The sequence below is a fragment of the Pararhizobium sp. O133 genome (assembly GCF_051669845.1).
In the GTDB taxonomy this organism is placed as follows: Bacteria; Pseudomonadota; Alphaproteobacteria; order Rhizobiales; family Rhizobiaceae; genus Pararhizobium.
The window spans coordinates 1,802,601-1,818,315 of sequence record NZ_CP196426.1; the positions used below are offsets into that span (position 1 = coordinate 1,802,601).

Genomic DNA, 15,715 nt, shown 5'->3' on the forward strand with positions numbered 1-15,715 from the left:
GAAGATATATGAACTTGAAAACTTTTTTGCTGGGCACCTGCTCGGCAGTCGTCATCGCGGGTTTTGCACAGGCTGAAACCCTCACCATTGCCACGGTGAACAATGGCGACATGGTCCGCATGCAGACGCTGACGGACGACTTCACCAAGGCGAATCCTGACATCCAGCTCGAATGGGTCACCCTCGAAGAGAACGTGCTGCGCGAACGCGTCACCACGGACATCGCAACCAAGGGCGGCCAGTACGACGTTCTGACGATCGGCACGTACGAAGTTCCGATCTGGGCAAAGCAGGGTTGGCTCCTTCCGCTCGACAATCTCGGTGCCGACTATGACGTCGACGACCTGCTGCCGGCCATCCGCTCGGGCCTGACCGCTGACAACAAGCTTTATGCCGCACCGTTCTACGGCGAAAGCTCGATGGTCATGTACCGCAAGGACCTGATGGAAAAGGCCGGGCTGACCATGCCTGATGCCCCGACCTGGGAGTTCATCAACGAAGCAGCCCGCAAGATGACGGACCGTAGCGCCGACATCAACGGCATCTGCCTTCGCGGCAAGGCCGGCTGGGGCGAGAACATGGCGTTCCTGACCGCCACGTCCAATGCTTTCGGCGCCCGCTGGTTCGATGAAAACTGGAAGCCCCAGTTCGATCAGCCGGAGTGGAAGGCCACGCTCGACATGTATGTCAAGCTAATGAACGATGCCGGCCCGCAGGGCGCTTCGTCGAACGGCTTCAACGAAAACCTGGCACTGTTCCAGCAGGGCAAGTGCGGCATGTGGATCGACGCGACGGTCGCAGCTTCGTTCGTGACCAACCCGAAGGATTCGACCGTAGCCGACAAGGTCGGTTTCGCTCTGGCGCCTGACACCGGTCTTGGCAAGCGCGGCAACTGGTTGTGGGCCTGGAACCTTGCCATCCCGGCAGGCACGCAGAAGGCGGAAGCTGCCGAGAAGTTCGTTTCCTGGGCAACCAGCAAGCACTATCTCGATATCGTCGCGGCCAAGGAAGGCTGGGCCAACGTACCTCCGGGCACGCGCACCTCGCTCTATGAAAATGCCGAGTATCAGAAGGCGGCTCCGTTCGCCAAGATGACGCTCGACAGCATCAACGCCGCCGACCCGAAGAATCCTTCGGTCAAGCCGGTTCCGTATGTCGGCGTCCAGTTCGTCGCCATCCCGGAATTCCAGGGTCTCGGCACGACGGTCGGCCAGCTGTTCTCGGCAGCGCTTGCCGGTCAGATGTCGGTTGACGATGCACTCGCACAGGCACAGACGGCCGCCACCCGCGAAATGACGCGCGGCGGTTACATCAAGTAAGGTTCCTTCCCAAGGACGGGCGACCCGGACCTCAACCCGGGTCGCCAATTTTAGCCTGACGTCGGCCGATGCCAGCTTTCCGAATAGCAGCGGTTGACGTCAGGTCTTTTCAAAAGAAAGAATGAGAAGGCTGGCGTGCTGCCCTCCCGGCGTGGCGGGCAATGAGACCGGCTGCCAAAGGGAGGGATGTTGTCATGGCGACAGCGAATACACGGGGCCTGGCGCGTTTGATGATGGCGCCTTCGGTTGGATTGTTGCTGGTGTGGATGATCGTTCCGCTGGCGATGACATTGTGGTTCTCGTTCCAGAACTACAACCTTCTCAATCCGGGCAATGTCAGCTTTGCCGGGCTGTTCAATTACCAATATTTCTATTCGGATCCCGCCTTCTTCCAGTCGATCTGGAACACGCTGATGATCGTCGTCGGGGTCCTGTTCATCACCGTGGTCGGTGGCGTCGCGATTGCGCTGATGCTCGACCAGCCGATGTGGGGGCAGGGGCTTGTGCGCATCCTGGTGATCTCTCCCTTCTTCGTCATGCCGCCGGTGGCCGCACTGGTGTGGAAGAACATGATCATGCACCCGCAATACGGGGTGTTCGCCGATATCGCCCGCTTTTTCGGTGTCCAGCCGGTCGATTGGTTCGGCCAGTATCCGCTGTTTTCGATTATCGTCATCGTCGCCTGGCAATGGCTTCCGTTCGCCACGCTCATTCTCTTGACCGCGCTGCAGTCGCTCGACGGCGAGCAGAAGGAGGCGGCGGAGATGGACGGCGCCGGCTTCGTCAACCGCTTCATCTACCTGACGGTGCCGCATCTCGCCCGCTCGATCACGGTCGTCATCCTGATCCAGACAATCTTTCTCCTGGGCGTCTATGCCGAAATCCTCGTCACCACCAATGGCGGCCCGGGTTACGCCTCGACCAACCTGCCGTTCCTGATCTACCGCACGGCGCTTCTCGGCTATGACGTCGGCGGTGCATCGGCCGGCGGCATCATCGCCGTCATCCTCGCCAATATCGTCGCCTTCTTCCTGATGCGCGCCGTCGGCAAGAACCTCGACAAGTAAGAGCCAAGGAGAGGACACGACCATGGCCAGAGCCGTTTCGACCCGCAGAACAGTCGTCTTCACCGTCGCCGCCTGGATTGTCGCGCTGGTGATCTTCTTCCCGATCCTCTACACGATCATCACCTCGTTCAAGTCGGAGACGGAAGCCATCCAGGGCTTCAACCTCATCCCGTCGGGCACCATCGAGAGTTATGGCGCGGTGCAGGCGCAGAGCAACTACTTCAAGTTCTTCCTGAACTCGGTGGTGCTGTCGGTCGGCTCGACCATCCTGGCGCTGCTGATCGCGGTGCCGTCGGCCTGGTCGATGGCGTTCGCGCCGACGAACAGGACCAAGGACATCCTGATGTGGATGTTGTCGACCAAGATGATGCCGGCGGTGGCGGTCCTGGTGCCCTTCTACCTGATGTTCCGCGACTTCGGCCTGCTCGACACCCGCATCGGCCTCACCCTCATGCTGACGATGATCAACCTGCCGATCGTCATCTGGATGCTCTACACCTACTTCCGGGAAATCCCCGGCGAAATCCTCGAGGCGGCCCGCATGGATGGGGCGTCGCTGTGGGGCGAGATCGTCTATGTGCTGACGCCGATGGCGGTTCCGGGCATCGCCTCGACCATGCTCCTGAACATCATCCTCGCCTGGAACGAAGCCTTCTGGACGATCCGGCTGACGACGACGAACGCAGCCCCGCTCACCGCCTTCATCGCCTCCTTCTCCTCACCGCAGGGGCTTTTCTGGGCAAAGCTCTCGGCGGCCTCGACGCTGGCGATCGCGCCGATCCTGATCATGGGCTGGTTCTCCCAGAAACAACTGGTGCGCGGCCTGACCTTTGGCGCCGTGAAGTAACAGACACAACGACGACGACAGACGCGTCATGAAAAGAGACTTTGGGAGGCACGCATGGGCAATATCCAACTGAAAAAAGTCAACAAGAGCTTTGGCACGACGCAGGTCATTCCGGGCATCGACCTGACGATCAACGAGGGAGAGTTCGTCGTCTTCGTCGGCCCCTCGGGTTGCGGCAAGTCGACGCTTCTCAGGCTGATCGCCGGGCTCGAGGACACGACATCCGGCACGATCGAGATCGACGGCCGCGACGTCACAGGTGCGGCTCCGGCCAAGCGTGGCCTCGCCATGGTGTTCCAGTCCTATGCGCTCTATCCGCACATGACCGTGCGCAACAACATCGCCTTCCCCTTGAAGATGGCCAAGCTCGACCAGGGCGCGATCGACAAGAAGGTGACGGAAGCCGCGCGCGTCTTGAACCTCACGAACTATCTCGACCGGCGTCCGGGGCAATTGTCGGGCGGCCAGCGCCAGCGCGTCGCCATCGGCCGGGCCATCGTGCGCGAACCGTCGGCCTTCCTGTTCGACGAACCGCTCTCCAACCTCGATGCGGCGCTGCGCGGCACGATGCGACTGGAGATCTCCGAGCTTCATCACCAACTGAAGACGACGATGATCTACGTCACCCATGACCAGGTCGAGGCCATGACCATGGCCGACAAGATCGTCGTGCTCAATGCCGGCAATATCGAGCAGGTCGGCTCGCCGCTCGATCTCTACCACCGGCCCGACAATATCTTCGTCGCCGGCTTCATCGGCTCGCCGCGCATGAACTTCGCCACAGGCGAGTTCGCAAAGCCCTACAACGCCCACACGATCGGCATCCGCCCGGAACACCTGAAGCTGTCGACCACGTCCGGCACCTGGAAGGGCGTCGTCGGTGTCGCCGAACATCTCGGCTCGGACACCTTCCTGCACATCCACGTCGACGGCATCGGCCTGGTCACCGCTCGCGTCGGCGGCGACTTCGCCGTCAGCCACGGTGACCACGTCTTCCTCACGCCCGAAGACGGTCGCGTCCACAGGTTCGATCAAAACGGCAAGGCACTGAGATGACACGACTTGCGGGCAAGAGCGCGCTGATCACCGGATCGGCGCGCGGCATCGGACGAGCCTTCGCGGAAGCCTATATCCGCGAAGGGGCGACCGTCGCCATTGCCGACATCAATCTCGAACGGGCAAAGACCACGGCGTCCGAACTCGGCTCTTCGGCCTATGCCGTCGAAATGGACGTGACGAAGCAGGCTTCCATCGATGCCGCGATCGCGGCCGTGGTCGAAAAGGCCGGCAGCCTGGATATCCTCGTTAACAACGCAGCCCTGTTCGATCTGGCGCCGATCGTCGAAATCACAAGGGAAAGCTTCGACAGACTTTTCACGATCAATGTCTCTGGCACGCTCTTCACCCTGCAGTCCGCTGCACGGCAGATGATCGCCCAGGGACGCGGCGGCAAGATCATCAACATGGCAAGCCAGGCGGGGCGCCGTGGCGAGGCTCTCGTCGCCGTCTATTGCGCCACCAAGGCGGCGGTCATCAGTCTGACCCAATCGGCCGGACTGGACCTGATCAAGCATGGCATCAACGTCAATGCGATCGCGCCCGGCGTCGTCGATGGCGAACACTGGGACGGCGTCGATGCGCTGTTTGCAAAATACGAGAACCGCCCGCGCGGCGAAAAGAAGAGGCTGGTCGGCGCGAAAGTGCCGTTCGGCCGCATGGGCACAGCCGAGGACCTGACCGGCATGGCGGTCTTCCTCGCCTCGTCCGAAAGCAACTATGTCGTTTCGCAGACCTACAATGTCGACGGCGGCAACTGGATGAGCTGATCATGCTCGTCGAAAGGAATGAACATGACGACCAAACTTTCGCTCGCCAATCTTTCCGCCATCAAGGCGACAGCCGCGATCCCGGCCTATGACCGCTCGGCGCTGTCGGCCGGCATCGTCCACTTCGGCGTTGGCAACTTCCATCGCGCTCATCAGGCGATCTATCTCGACGACCTGTTCAACACCGGCAAGGATCTGGACTGGGCGATCGTCGGGGCAGGGGTTCTGCCGTCCGACGAGGCGATGCGGGCGAAGCTTGAAGAGCAGGATTTCCTGACGACGGTGGTCGAGCAGGACAACAACAAGAGTGCCGCGCGCGTCACCGCGCCGATGATCGATTATCTGCGTCCCGGCAATGCGGCGGCGACGGTCGCGCGACTTGCCGATCCGGCTATCCGCATCGTTTCGCTGACGATCACCGAAGGCGGCTATTTCATCAATCCGGCCTCCGGCGTCTTCGATCCGGCACATCCGGCCATCGTTGCCGACAGCCAGAACCCGAACGATCCGAAAACCGTCTTCGGCCTGATCATCGCCGGCCTCAAGGCGCGCAAGGACAAGGGCCTCGTGCCCTTCACCGTGATGTCCTGCGACAACATCCCCGGCAATGGGGAAGTCACCCATGCGGCCGTTTCCGGTCTCGCGCGTCTGTCCGATCCGGCGCTTGCCGACTGGATCGAGGAGAATGTCGCCTTCCCGAACGGCATGGTCGACCGCATTACCCCGGCGACGGGGTCGCGCGAAGTCGGCATCGCCGCCGACGACTATGGCATCGACGATAATTGGCCGGTCTTCTGCGAAGAGTTCAAGCAGTGGGTTCTGGAAGATCATTTTCCGGCCGGCCGGCCGGCACTCGAGACCGTCGGCGTCCAGTTCGTTCCGGATGTCGCGCCTTACGAGCACATGAAGATCCGTATTCTCAATGGCGGCCATGCGGCGATCGCTTATCCGGCAGCGTTGCTCGATATCCATTTCGTTCATGAGGCGATGGAAGACAAGACGGTCTGCGCCTTCCTCGACAAGCTGGAGCGCGACGAGATCATTCCGGTCATTCCGCCCGTCCCCAACACTGATCTCATCGCCTATTTCAAGAAGGTGGAATCGCGGCTGTTCAACCCGAAGATCGGCGACACCATTCCGCGGCTGGCCCAGGACGGCTCGAACCGCCAGCCGAAATTCATCCTGCCGACGACAGCTGACCGCTTAAGTCGCGGCGAGGACGTTATCGGCCTGTCGCTGGTATCGGCGCTCTGGTGCCGCTACCTCGCGGGGACGACCGACAGCGGCAAGACAATCACTTTCAACGATGCGAGTGCCGATCGTCTGCACGCGGCAGCGGTGAAAGCCAAGGATGATCCACAGGCGTTCCTTGCGCTTTCCGACATCTTCGGTGATGTTGCGCAATCCTCACTGTTCCAGAAGCGGTTCGCACACGCGCTGAAGACACTCTGGGACAAGGGCACGCGGGCGACGCTCGAGCTCTATCTCGCCGGAAAACTTGGAGAATGACGTCATGACGCCCAGCCCCTTGCGCACTGTCGCGGTCGCAGCAGGCGGCCGCCCTGCGACGCAAGAGACGGTCTGATCGTCATGACCGTGCATCCGCCCAAGCTGGTGATCTTCGACTGTGACGGTGTGCTGGTCGATAGCGAGCCATTATCGCTCGACGTGCTCGTCCGGGTTCTGCGCAATGCCGGCGTCGACATGGATGCCGAGGAGGCAACGGAGCGGTTTCTCGGCAAGAGCCTGAAGACCATGTCGGATATCCTGCACGAGGACTATGGTCTTGCGGTCGACGATCAGTTTCTTGAGGAAATGCGCCTGGATCTCTACCAGCGCTTTCGCCAGGAATTGCAGCCGGTCGCCGGCATTGCCTCGGCGCTTGACGAGTTGGACATCGCGCGCTGCGTCGCGTCCTCCAGCCAGTTGGAACGGATTCGGCTGTCGCTGACCATCACCGGCCTGATCGGCAAGCTGGAACCTCACCTTTTCAGTGCTTCCATGGTGGCGAATGGAAAGCCGGCGCCGGACCTTTTTCTACATGCGGCGGCCCAGATGCACACCCCGCCGGAAAACTGCATCGTGGTGGAGGACAGCCCCGCCGGCATCGAGGCGGCGCAGGCCGCCGGCATGCGGGTTTTTGCCTTTGCCGGCGCGTCCCATGCCAGGTCCGAGCGCCATCTGGCCACTTTGCGACAATTGGAACCTGACGTCCTGTTTGACGACATGCGGGAATTGATCCATTTTGTCCGGAAAGAACAAAGGGACGGGAACGCTAGTTAATGCGCGATCTGATCGTTGCCGTCGATGTCGGAACCGGCAGCGCCCGTGCGGGCATTTTCGACAGCCATGGCAGGCAGTTGGCCCGGGCTGATTATCCGATCCTGATGAACAGGCCAGAGGAAAATCACGCCGAGCACGATTCAGAAAATATCTGGGCGGCCGTCTGCATCGCCGTGAAGACGGCGCGCGCCAAGGCCGGCGTCCCGGCCGAGGCGATCGCCGCGATCGGCTTCGACGCGACCTGCTCTCTTGTGGTTCGCGACAGGGACGGCGCGCCGCTCTCCGTCAACCGCAAGGGCGACCCGCGCTGGGATACGATCGTCTGGCTGGATCACCGCGCGCTGAAACAGGCGGATTTCTGCACCGCGACCGGTCATCCGGTGCTCGATCATTCCGGCCGGGTGATGTCGCCGGAAATGGAAATGCCGAAGCTGATGTGGCTGAAGCAGAACCTGCCGCAGCAATGGGAAAAGGCCGGTTATTTCTTCGATCTCGCCGATTTCATGTCCTGGCGGGCGACGGGCAACGAGGCGCGCTCGCGCTGCACGCTGACCTCGAAATGGAACTATCTGTCTCACGAGAACGGCTGGCAGGCATCGTTCCTTCAACGGATCGGGCTTGAGGACCTGCGCGAGCGCGGTGGCTTGCCGGAAATGACACTGCCGGTCGGACAATCGACCGGGCATCTGACAGCGATGGCGGCGGCCGAACTTGGTCTGCACGAAGACTGCCAGGTGGCGACGGGCCTGATCGACGCCTATGCCGGCGCGATCGGTGTCTTGGGCGGCTTTGCCGGGGAGCCTGCACGATTGGAACGGCAGTTGGCGCTCATCGCCGGCACATCCAGCTGCATCGTTGCCTTCTCCAGGGACATGAAGCCCGGTTTCGGCATGTGGGGGCCTTATTTCGAGGCTGCTTTTGTCGAGAGCTGGCTGATCGAGGGCGGGCAATCGGCGACCGGTGCGCTGCTCGACCATGTGGTGCGCAGCCATAGCGCCGGTGGTGAGCCGGACGCGGAAATCCATGCGCGTATCGTGCTGCGAATCCAGGAGCTGCGGGCCGCCCATGGGCTTGAGTTTGCGTCACGCCTGCATGTCCTGCCGGATTTCCACGGCAACCGCTCGCCGCTCGCCGATCCGCATGCGCTTGGGGTCATCAGTGGCCTGACGCTCGACAGTTCGTTCGATGCCCTCTGCCGGCTCTACTGGCGCACCTGCGTCGCCATCGCACTCGGCATCCGCCACATCCTCGAAATGATGAAGAAAGCGGGCTACGACCTCGACACCCTGCACATTACCGGGGGGCATGTGCGCAATCCGCTTCTGATGGAGCTTTATTCAGACGTCACCGGTTGCACCGTGGTGGTGCCGGAAACCAATGACGCGGTCTTGCTGGGCACGGCCATGGTCGCGTCCGTCGCTGGCGGTCTCTATCCGGATTTGCGGGGGGCGGGAACGGCCATGTCGCCCGGCGGCAGCGAGCGCCATCCCAATCCCGATATGCGCGAGACCTATGACCGGGACTACCGCAAATTTCTGAGCCTTTACAGGCACCGGGCCGAGATTGAAGCGCTTTGAGGAAGCCTGACTTCCGGCGCCGAAAAAAATTATAAAAAAAGAAAAACAGTCGGAACCTTTTTCCGTTTCCTCCGTTTCTTGGATGTCCGGACACTGGTTCGCATCGCCCCCAATGCGAACGCCCCAACACTGATCCGGTATTCCAGCTCACACGCCCCCTCGGTGAGTTGTCGATATCAGCCAGTGCCTCCCCCAGGCACTGGCTGTCTTTTTTTCCCGTGGTGAGATGGTGAGAGCGCGGATCGGCCAAGGCGCATTTACAGCGCCGCGCGTCAAATATGACGCGCAAAGGTCGCTGTAACACTTTTAATATGCTGCATAATTTTATCCTTAAATCGATTCCGATTTAAGGAATTATGCAGTAGCCTTGGGCTATTTTGCGGAGATGATTTCGTATTCCCGCGACGGAATGGTGAGGCGATATTCGACGCGGTCCGACGTCGTCAGGTACAGCGCCTTGCCGCCGATGGCGATCGGCACGACCCGTTCCAGCACGGTGCGCGCGAATGTGTGTTCGTCGGTTTCGCTCGGTGCCGACGTCGGTGGCAGATGCTCGATCCAGGCGAGTTCGATTGCCTTATCGCCGTCGTAGACAGTCTCGACGCAATCGATGGAAAGCGAGTTCACACCGGCGGCAATGGCGCCGTGTGAGGCGGAGTTGACGATCAGTTCATGCAGGGCGAGGCCGATATGCAGGGTCGCGTTGGGTGACAGATGAGCGTTGATGCCAGAGACGGAAATCTGGTTTTCCGATTCCGGCCAGTAGGCGCTCAGCTGTCGCTCGGTCAGCGAGAAGAGATAGGCGCCGCGCCAGCTGGAATCGGTGACGAGGTCCTGCGAATAGGCAAGCGACTGGATTCGCCCGCGAAACTTGGAGAGGAAGGTGTCGAGCGACAGGGCCTGGCGCGCGGTCTGGGTGGCAATGCCCTGGATGATGGCGAGCAGGTTCTTTGAGCGATGGCTGAGTTCGCGCAGCAGGGTCTTGAGAATACGCTCGCGGTGACGGGTTTCGGAAATATCGGTCATGACCATGAGAATGCCGGTCATGCCAGTGTCCTCGATGCGTTCGATATCGATCCGAAAGGTAAGGACGCCGGAACTAGCGGGAACGTCGATCTCGGTGGAAGCGCCGGTTCTGCTGCCTTTAACCTCATTTTTCAGGAGGTCTAGTCGAGCGCTTTCGTCTGCGCCCAACACCTCTTGAAAGGCTTCGGGCGCAGCCAAGCGTTGCAAAGCGTCCGGTAGATTGCCGGACAGGGAAACAGTCAGGTCGTCCGATCGATAGAGATACCCTGAGCCGGATTTCTCCAAGGCCAGTTCCATCATGATCATGCGCGCAGCAGCATTGGTCCCGGAACTAGCTGGAATGCCTGCATTGCCCACGCGATACGCCTTTCATTCTGCCGGTGGATTGTGTCCAGGCTTCCTAGTCGACGAAACGAGAACAATGCGATCGGAGCAACTCGAACGGACCCGGTTCGAGTAAAGAAAACCGCGCCGGGGCATTCGTGCGCCCCGGCTGATGGTGCTTATACGTTACCCGTGTCCCGGTGAATCAGATCAGGCTGCCGCCTTGGTGGATTCATTGAAGAACAGGGCCTGGCTGATCAGCGCCTTGACCATGTCCGGATTGAACGGCTTCGTTACGAGGAAGGTCGGCTCCGGCCGTTCACCGGTCAGCAGGCGCTCCGGGAATGCGGTGATGAAGATGACCGGGATGGCGGTGTTCTTCAGGATGTCGTTGACCGCGTCGATGCCCGAACTGCCATCGGCGAGCTGGATATCCGCGAGCACCATGCTCGGCTGTGTCGATTTGAACAAAGCCACGGCTTCATCGCGCGTGCGGGCGATGCCGGTAACGTTGTGGCCGAGGCTTTCGACCATCTGCTCAATATCGATGGCGATCAGCGGCTCGTCCTCGATGATCATGATGTCGGTTGCGACTTGGCGCGAAATCTCTTCCGACGCGCGTTCCAGCAACTGGTTCATGCCGGTTTCGGTGGTATCCAGGACCTCGGCAGCCTCGCTGGTGCGAAATCCTTCGACAGACACGAGAAGGAAGGCCTGACGGGCAAGCGGCGAGACGGATGCGAGGTTGATCGAGGCCCGTTTTTCCCATGCGAACGGCGAGACCGGCTCGGGAATAAGCACGGATGAGGAGCCGAACAATTTTGTGTACAATTGAAACAGGGCAACCCTGTCATTGCTGGCTTCCGGAAAAATGGTGACGTCTGCGATCAAAGCTTCCAGAACGGCCGCGACATACGCGTCGCCCGATGTCTGCGATCCGGTCAATGCGCGCGAGTAGCGACGCAGATAGGGCAGAAACGGAGCGATCCGGGTGGAAAGTGACATATATATTACTCCCTCAATCTGGCCCGGGTTATGGCCATGACAGCGGTGAAACGCAGACGCAAAAAAAAGGTTCCTCGCGATGGAACAATTTTTTCGGCGGCGCATTATCCGACCAGACGAACATCTGAAGGTATTTTGTGTTTATGAGCTACAAAATCGGGGCTGGGCAAGGGGCTGAAAAATCAGACCGGGCCAATCATCCAAACGCGCAGATCGCCACGAAGCTTCGCGCGCTTTACCTCTCCGTGCAGGAAGAGGCCATTCCGGATCGTTTTCTCGATCTTCTCGAAAAACTTGATGCTGTCGAACGCCAATCCGTCGCGGATGTTGCAGAATGAGCGGTGCAAAGACGTCTGAGGAGCCGAGCTTCAAACGCGAAATGCTCGCGGCGCTACCGAGCCTGCGTGCGTTCGCCATGTCGCTGATCGGCCGTCATGATCGCGCCGATGATCTCGTTCAGGATACCATCATGAAGGCATGGGCCAAGCAGGACCATTTCGAGATGGGCACCAACATGAAGGCCTGGCTGTTCACGATCCTGCGCAACGAGCTTTATAGCCAGATGCGCAAGCGTGGCCGGGAAGTTCAAGACAGCGACGGTTATTTCACCGAGTCGCTGGCCCAGCATCCGGCGCAATATGGATCCCTCGATCTTCAGGATTTCAAGCGTGCACTCGACACCCTGCCGCCGGACCAGCGTGAAGCCATCATTCTCGTCGGTGCGTCGGGTTTTTCCTACGAGGAAGCGGCGGAAATCTGCGGTTGCGCGCTCGGTACGATCAAGAGCCGCGTCAACCGCGCGCGCCAGAGGCTTCAGGATATCCTGCAGGTCAGCGGCGAGAACGAATATGGCCCGGACGCGACGTCGGCACCGATGACGTCCAGGGCATTCATATCCTGATATCTCTTCCGATGCCCGCCATAGCGCGTATTGCTGGGGCGGGCGTTATCGTCACAGCCGATCGTGTAGCGATACCGTGATTGCGTCCGGGATGACAATCGTGCCAAAGACTGTAGCAGGTACTTTGCCGGAACGATCCTGCGGCATGGAATCGATGGCGCCCGGGGCTGGGTGTGGACATTCATGACAGAAGACAATCTTGAGCAGCAGGCACAGGTAGAAGCCGCTTTGGCTTCGGCCGGGCGGCTCGGCGTTCTGCATTCGATTGTTCCGGATATGGCGGAGCAGGATACCGACTTTGTGGAATTCGCCGCGATCGCCGCGGGGCTCTTCGATGTGCCAATTGCCCTCGTCACGCTGATGGATGCGCGGGATCAATGGTTCAAGGCTGCTATCGGAACGGACGAAAAACGCGCTCCGTCCCGTGATTCCTTCTGCGCCCATACGATTGCCGACGGCGAAGCCCTTGTGGTTGCCGATGTCCAGGCCGATTCCCGATTTTCAGGTCATCCGCGCGCAACGGGTGCTCCGTTCCTGCGATTTTACGCCGGCGTTCCGCTGCTGGTCGATGAGCAACCGATCGGTACGCTCTGTGTTTTCGATGTCAAGCCGCGTCAGCCGACGCCGGATCTGGTGGCGCAATTGCAGCGTCTCGCGCGCCTGGCATCCTTGCTCTTCAAATTGAAGCACGAGGCGCGTCAGCGAGCGTTGAAGGAGGCTGCTCTTACCCGGGAAGAGCAGCGTCACGCCATGGCGCTTGACGCGGCGAATGTGGGAAGCTGGCTGTGGGATGTGCGGTCCGGCAATGTTTCCTGCAACCGGTCGATGGCACGCATGTTCGGCATGCCGGAGAGCCGGACCGTCCAGGCCAAGGATATCTTTGCCGCCATTCATCAGGAGGACCGCGTCGCGACGCTGTCCAAACTGCGGGCGGCCATGGCCGCGGATGAGGAATATGACGGCACGTTCCGGGTGGGGGCGACGGGGCGCTGGTTGCTCGGGCGCGGTCGTGTCCACGAGCGCGATGCATCCGGCAAGCCGACCGTTTTTCTCGGTATCAATATCGATGTGACCGAGGAGCACAGCTCGACCCAGCGCACGCGGCTCCTGCTGCGGGAACTCAATCACCGGGTGAAGAACACGCTGGCGATGCTGCAATCGCTCGCCCGCCAAACCCTGCGCCAGACCAGCGATCCGCAGCAATTCATGACCGCCTTTGCCGGCCGCCTGCAGGCGATCTCGGAGGCGCACGGCCTGCTTTCCGATCACGAATGGGGGGCGATCCGCTTGTCGGCGCTGCTTGCCAAGCAATTGGCGCCGCATGTTCGGGACTATGACAAGCAGATCGAGATCCACAAGGACGAGATTCTCCTAGGCCCCGACCAGGCTGTCGGCCTTGGTCTCGTCCTGCACGAGCTGGCGACAAATGCCGCGAAGTATGGTTCGCTCTCGGTCCCGCGCGGAAAAGTCGTGTTGACGGCGCGGGGCGTCGACGAGGACGGGCGGCGTGTCCTGGATATGACTTGGACCGAAGTCGGCGGCCCGCCCGTCGAAGAACCGGCGCGCCGTGGGTTCGGCTCGATCCTGATCGAGCGCAGCCTCGACAAGGTGATGGGTAGTTCGGTGAAAGTCGAATATCTGCCAGCCGGCCTGACGGCCATCGTGCGCCTGCCGCTCTGACCGGCGCCTGCGGTCAGGATCGATCCTTGTCCGCCGGCTTGCGCATCAAACCCAAGGCCGTACCGACCCCGAGAGCGAGGCCTGCCGCCAACAGCGGTTGACGACGGAAAAGCGTGAGCGCGGTAGCGAGGGCAAGAGACGTCTGTGCCTGCGACCTGCGGCGCCTGTCTTCCAATATGCGTTTATCCCGAGCGTTCAACGCATAGATGACGATGATGAGGATCAGCCCGATCGCAAGGGATATACCAGCCAGAATCAGTGTCGCGATCAAGGGTGTGTAAATAGTGCTGAGGTAGATCGCGCCGGCCACCAGCATAAAAATGTAGGCGGTAAGGAAAAACAGCGAAGCGACAAGCCACATCGCCCCGTTGCGCTTGTAGCGCGACACCTTGAGGCTGACATCCGTCACCACAAGACTCGAAAGCATGGCGACCAAAGGACCCATTTTATTCTCCAGCAGATGAAACGAAGGCTAATCGACAACGGCATTGCCCTGGCAGCCATTCCATCGAAGCGGCGCTGTAGCGCCGCCTCGTCGGTACTGCCTAGCGACGGATGAGGGTTGCAACCAGCAGGCCGAGGGCAGCGGCGGCGCCGAGTGTCGCGACAGGATGTTGGCGCACCGTGTGGCGAACCTGCTTCTCCGTGCTGGCATACCGGTCACGCAATTCGGCAAACAACTGCTCGCTATTGGCTATCAGGTCATGCAGGCCGGCTTCGGCGGTGTCGCGAACATCATGGGCGCGGGAGCGGACATCCCTCGATGCGTCCGAAGCTCTTGCCCGAGCATCCCTTGCGGTGTCGGCGCCAACCTGCGACAGAAGCTTTGCCAATGAAGCGATCTCGTCGCGGATTTCATTGATCTGGTCTTCGAGCGGGGTCTCAAGAACACGCTTTCTTGCGCTGGAACCTGAGAAGAGACCGTTGGCCATGGGAAAGCTCCTTGATGCGGAGGGCAGCAGTTTCAACTGGGCCCGGTGTGCGCAGTGCCGACAGGCAATTCATCACCCATCGACGGTTCGCCACATCAACGCACCGAGGCTGATTTTGTTCCCCGACCGGCGAACAGTTCTAGCTTATGGCGGTATGCGGCAGGACGAAGGGCACGCTGCCTGTTGGTGTCGCATTCACCCGCATGGCGCAGCCGAAGACGGTTTCCATGACGTCATCCGTCATCACCTCGTTGGGATGACCGGCTGCGGCGACGCGGCCCGCCTTTATCATTACCATCCTGTCGGCGAACATGGCCGTGAGATTGAGGTCATGCATGATGGCGATGACGCCGCCGCCGCGTGCGCAGAAATCCCGTGCCAATCGCATGATCGTCAACTGATGACGGATGTCGAGGCTGGAGACCGGCTCGTCGAGAAGCAGGAACGATGGCTCTCCATGCTGCATCGGATCCCATATCTGACACAGCGCGCGGGCCAACTGCACCCGCTGCTGCTCGCCGCCGGAAAGCTCCTGGTAGAAACGCCCGGCAAAGCCCGAAAGATCGACGGCTTCGAGCGCGGCCTTTGCGATACGGTCGGTTTCCCCAGCATCGGACCTGGCGCCGACGGACAGTCCCATGCGGACGATTTCGCGGACGGTGAAGGGGAAGGAGATCACCGTCGATTGCGGCAGGACGGCACGCTTCAATGCCAGCTCCCAAGGCTTCAACGTCGAGATGTCATGGCCGTTGATACTGACGGTGCCGCCACAGGGCAGTTCACCGGCGATCGCCTTGAGGCTCGTCGTCTTGCCGGAGCCATTCGGCCCGACGATCGCGGTCAGTTGTCCGGCCGGAGCCTCGATATCGACGCCGTGCAGGACCGGTTTTCCCGATAGTTTTACGGTGAGATTGTGTGCCTTGATCAT

Annotated in this window: 16 protein-coding genes; 11 read left to right on the forward strand and 5 right to left on the reverse strand. The window is 60.7% G+C overall.

What is annotated here, in order from left to right; genetic code table 11:
• Positions 1-8: 8 nt before the first annotated feature.
• The 8 genes from ACST81_RS08625 (at position 9) to ACST81_RS08660 (ending at position 8,919) form a co-directional block, all read left to right on the forward strand.
• On the forward strand, positions 9-1,319 hold the full coding sequence (locus tag ACST81_RS08625) for an ABC transporter substrate-binding protein (RefSeq protein ID WP_438752515.1): 1,311 nt from the start codon (positions 9-11) through the stop codon (positions 1,317-1,319).
• A 194-nt stretch (positions 1,320-1,513) separates the two neighbouring features.
• Positions 1,514-2,386, forward strand: coding sequence for a carbohydrate ABC transporter permease (locus tag ACST81_RS08630; RefSeq protein ID WP_438752516.1), 873 nt, complete (start codon positions 1,514-1,516; stop codon positions 2,384-2,386).
• A gap of 22 nt (positions 2,387-2,408) precedes the next feature.
• A complete protein-coding gene (locus ACST81_RS08635; RefSeq protein ID WP_438752517.1) occupies positions 2,409-3,233 on the forward strand; it encodes a carbohydrate ABC transporter permease in 825 nt (274 codons plus the stop codon).
• Between the two features lie 54 nt (positions 3,234-3,287).
• Positions 3,288-4,289, forward strand: coding sequence for an ABC transporter ATP-binding protein (locus ACST81_RS08640; RefSeq protein WP_438752518.1), 1,002 nt, complete (start codon positions 3,288-3,290; stop codon positions 4,287-4,289).
• On the forward strand, positions 4,286-5,059 hold the full coding sequence (locus ACST81_RS08645) for an L-iditol 2-dehydrogenase (RefSeq protein WP_438752519.1): 774 nt from the start codon (positions 4,286-4,288) through the stop codon (positions 5,057-5,059). Before ACST81_RS08640 ends, ACST81_RS08645 begins: the two co-directional genes overlap by 4 nt.
• Before the next feature lie 24 nt (positions 5,060-5,083).
• Positions 5,084-6,568: a mannitol dehydrogenase family protein gene (locus tag ACST81_RS08650; protein WP_438752520.1), complete on the forward strand. Its 1,485-nt coding sequence runs from the start codon at positions 5,084-5,086 to the stop codon at positions 6,566-6,568.
• An 81-nt stretch (positions 6,569-6,649) separates the two neighbouring features.
• Positions 6,650-7,342 (forward strand): HAD family hydrolase, encoded by a 693-nt coding sequence (locus ACST81_RS08655; protein ID WP_438752521.1) that lies wholly within the window; start codon positions 6,650-6,652, stop codon positions 7,340-7,342.
• Positions 7,342-8,919 carry an FGGY-family carbohydrate kinase gene (locus tag ACST81_RS08660; RefSeq protein ID WP_438752522.1) on the forward strand — a complete coding sequence of 526 codons (1,578 nt, stop codon included), beginning with the start codon at positions 7,342-7,344 and terminating at the stop codon, positions 8,917-8,919. The genes ACST81_RS08655 and ACST81_RS08660 overlap by 1 nt, the downstream gene beginning before the upstream one ends.
• A gap of 372 nt (positions 8,920-9,291) precedes the next feature.
• Here ACST81_RS08660 and ACST81_RS08665 read toward each other — a convergent pair whose 3' ends face one another.
• Positions 9,292-10,302 carry a sensor histidine kinase gene (locus tag ACST81_RS08665; RefSeq protein ID WP_438752523.1) on the reverse strand — a complete coding sequence of 337 codons (1,011 nt, stop codon included), beginning with the start codon at positions 10,300-10,302 and terminating at the stop codon, positions 9,292-9,294.
• Between the two features lie 177 nt (positions 10,303-10,479).
• On the reverse strand, positions 10,480-11,274 hold the full coding sequence (locus ACST81_RS08670; RefSeq protein ID WP_438752524.1) for a response regulator: 795 nt from the start codon (positions 11,272-11,274) through the stop codon (positions 10,480-10,482).
• 143 nt (positions 11,275-11,417) lie between these two features.
• Between ACST81_RS08670 and ACST81_RS08675 the strand changes: the two genes are divergently transcribed.
• The 3 genes from ACST81_RS08675 (at position 11,418) to ACST81_RS08685 (ending at position 13,855) form a co-directional block, all read left to right on the forward strand.
• A complete protein-coding gene (locus ACST81_RS08675; protein ID WP_438752525.1) occupies positions 11,418-11,612 on the forward strand; it encodes a NepR family anti-sigma factor in 195 nt (64 codons plus the stop codon).
• A complete protein-coding gene (locus ACST81_RS08680; protein WP_438752526.1) occupies positions 11,609-12,175 on the forward strand; it encodes an RNA polymerase sigma factor in 567 nt (188 codons plus the stop codon). Before ACST81_RS08675 ends, ACST81_RS08680 begins: the two co-directional genes overlap by 4 nt.
• A 183-nt stretch (positions 12,176-12,358) precedes the next feature.
• A complete protein-coding gene (locus ACST81_RS08685; RefSeq protein WP_438752527.1) occupies positions 12,359-13,855 on the forward strand; it encodes a sensor histidine kinase in 1,497 nt (498 codons plus the stop codon).
• 13 nt (positions 13,856-13,868) lie between these two features.
• On the opposite strand, the gene ACST81_RS08690 is transcribed toward ACST81_RS08685, so the two are convergent.
• From ACST81_RS08690 to ACST81_RS08700, 3 genes are all read right to left on the reverse strand, one after another.
• Positions 13,869-14,300, reverse strand: coding sequence for a phage holin family protein (locus ACST81_RS08690; RefSeq protein WP_438752528.1), 432 nt, complete (start codon positions 14,298-14,300; stop codon positions 13,869-13,871).
• A 100-nt stretch (positions 14,301-14,400) separates the two neighbouring features.
• Positions 14,401-14,787, reverse strand: a complete 387-nt coding sequence (locus ACST81_RS08695; RefSeq protein WP_438752529.1) for a hypothetical protein — start codon at positions 14,785-14,787, stop codon at positions 14,401-14,403.
• 139 nt (positions 14,788-14,926) lie between these two features.
• Positions 14,927-15,715: a heme ABC transporter ATP-binding protein gene (locus ACST81_RS08700; protein ID WP_438752530.1), complete on the reverse strand. Its 789-nt coding sequence runs from the start codon at positions 15,713-15,715 to the stop codon at positions 14,927-14,929.

Coding starts and splice junctions, on each gene's coding strand:
- ACST81_RS08650 (WP_438752520.1), top strand. CDS start 5,084: ATGACGACCAAACTTTCGCTCGCCAATCTTTCCGCCATCAAGGCGACA.
- ACST81_RS08670 (WP_438752524.1), bottom strand. CDS start 11,274: ATGTCACTTTCCACCCGGATCGCTCCGTTTCTGCCCTATCTGCGTCGC.
- ACST81_RS08640 (WP_438752518.1), top strand. CDS start 3,288: ATGGGCAATATCCAACTGAAAAAAGTCAACAAGAGCTTTGGCACGACG.
- ACST81_RS08685 (WP_438752527.1), top strand. CDS start 12,359: ATGACAGAAGACAATCTTGAGCAGCAGGCACAGGTAGAAGCCGCTTTG.
- ACST81_RS08695 (WP_438752529.1), bottom strand. CDS start 14,787: ATGGCCAACGGTCTCTTCTCAGGTTCCAGCGCAAGAAAGCGTGTTCTT.
- ACST81_RS08645 (WP_438752519.1), top strand. CDS start 4,286: ATGACACGACTTGCGGGCAAGAGCGCGCTGATCACCGGATCGGCGCGC.
- ACST81_RS08635 (WP_438752517.1), top strand. CDS start 2,409: ATGGCCAGAGCCGTTTCGACCCGCAGAACAGTCGTCTTCACCGTCGCC.
- ACST81_RS08660 (WP_438752522.1), top strand. CDS start 7,342: ATGCGCGATCTGATCGTTGCCGTCGATGTCGGAACCGGCAGCGCCCGT.
- ACST81_RS08675 (WP_438752525.1), top strand. CDS start 11,418: ATGAGCTACAAAATCGGGGCTGGGCAAGGGGCTGAAAAATCAGACCGG.
- ACST81_RS08630 (WP_438752516.1), top strand. CDS start 1,514: ATGGCGACAGCGAATACACGGGGCCTGGCGCGTTTGATGATGGCGCCT.
- ACST81_RS08680 (WP_438752526.1), top strand. CDS start 11,609: ATGAGCGGTGCAAAGACGTCTGAGGAGCCGAGCTTCAAACGCGAAATG.
- ACST81_RS08690 (WP_438752528.1), bottom strand. CDS start 14,300: ATGGGTCCTTTGGTCGCCATGCTTTCGAGTCTTGTGGTGACGGATGTC.
- ACST81_RS08700 (WP_438752530.1), bottom strand. CDS start 15,715: ATGATCAAGGCACACAATCTCACCGTAAAACTATCGGGAAAACCGGTC.
- ACST81_RS08655 (WP_438752521.1), top strand. CDS start 6,650: ATGACCGTGCATCCGCCCAAGCTGGTGATCTTCGACTGTGACGGTGTG.
- ACST81_RS08625 (WP_438752515.1), top strand. CDS start 9: ATGAACTTGAAAACTTTTTTGCTGGGCACCTGCTCGGCAGTCGTCATC.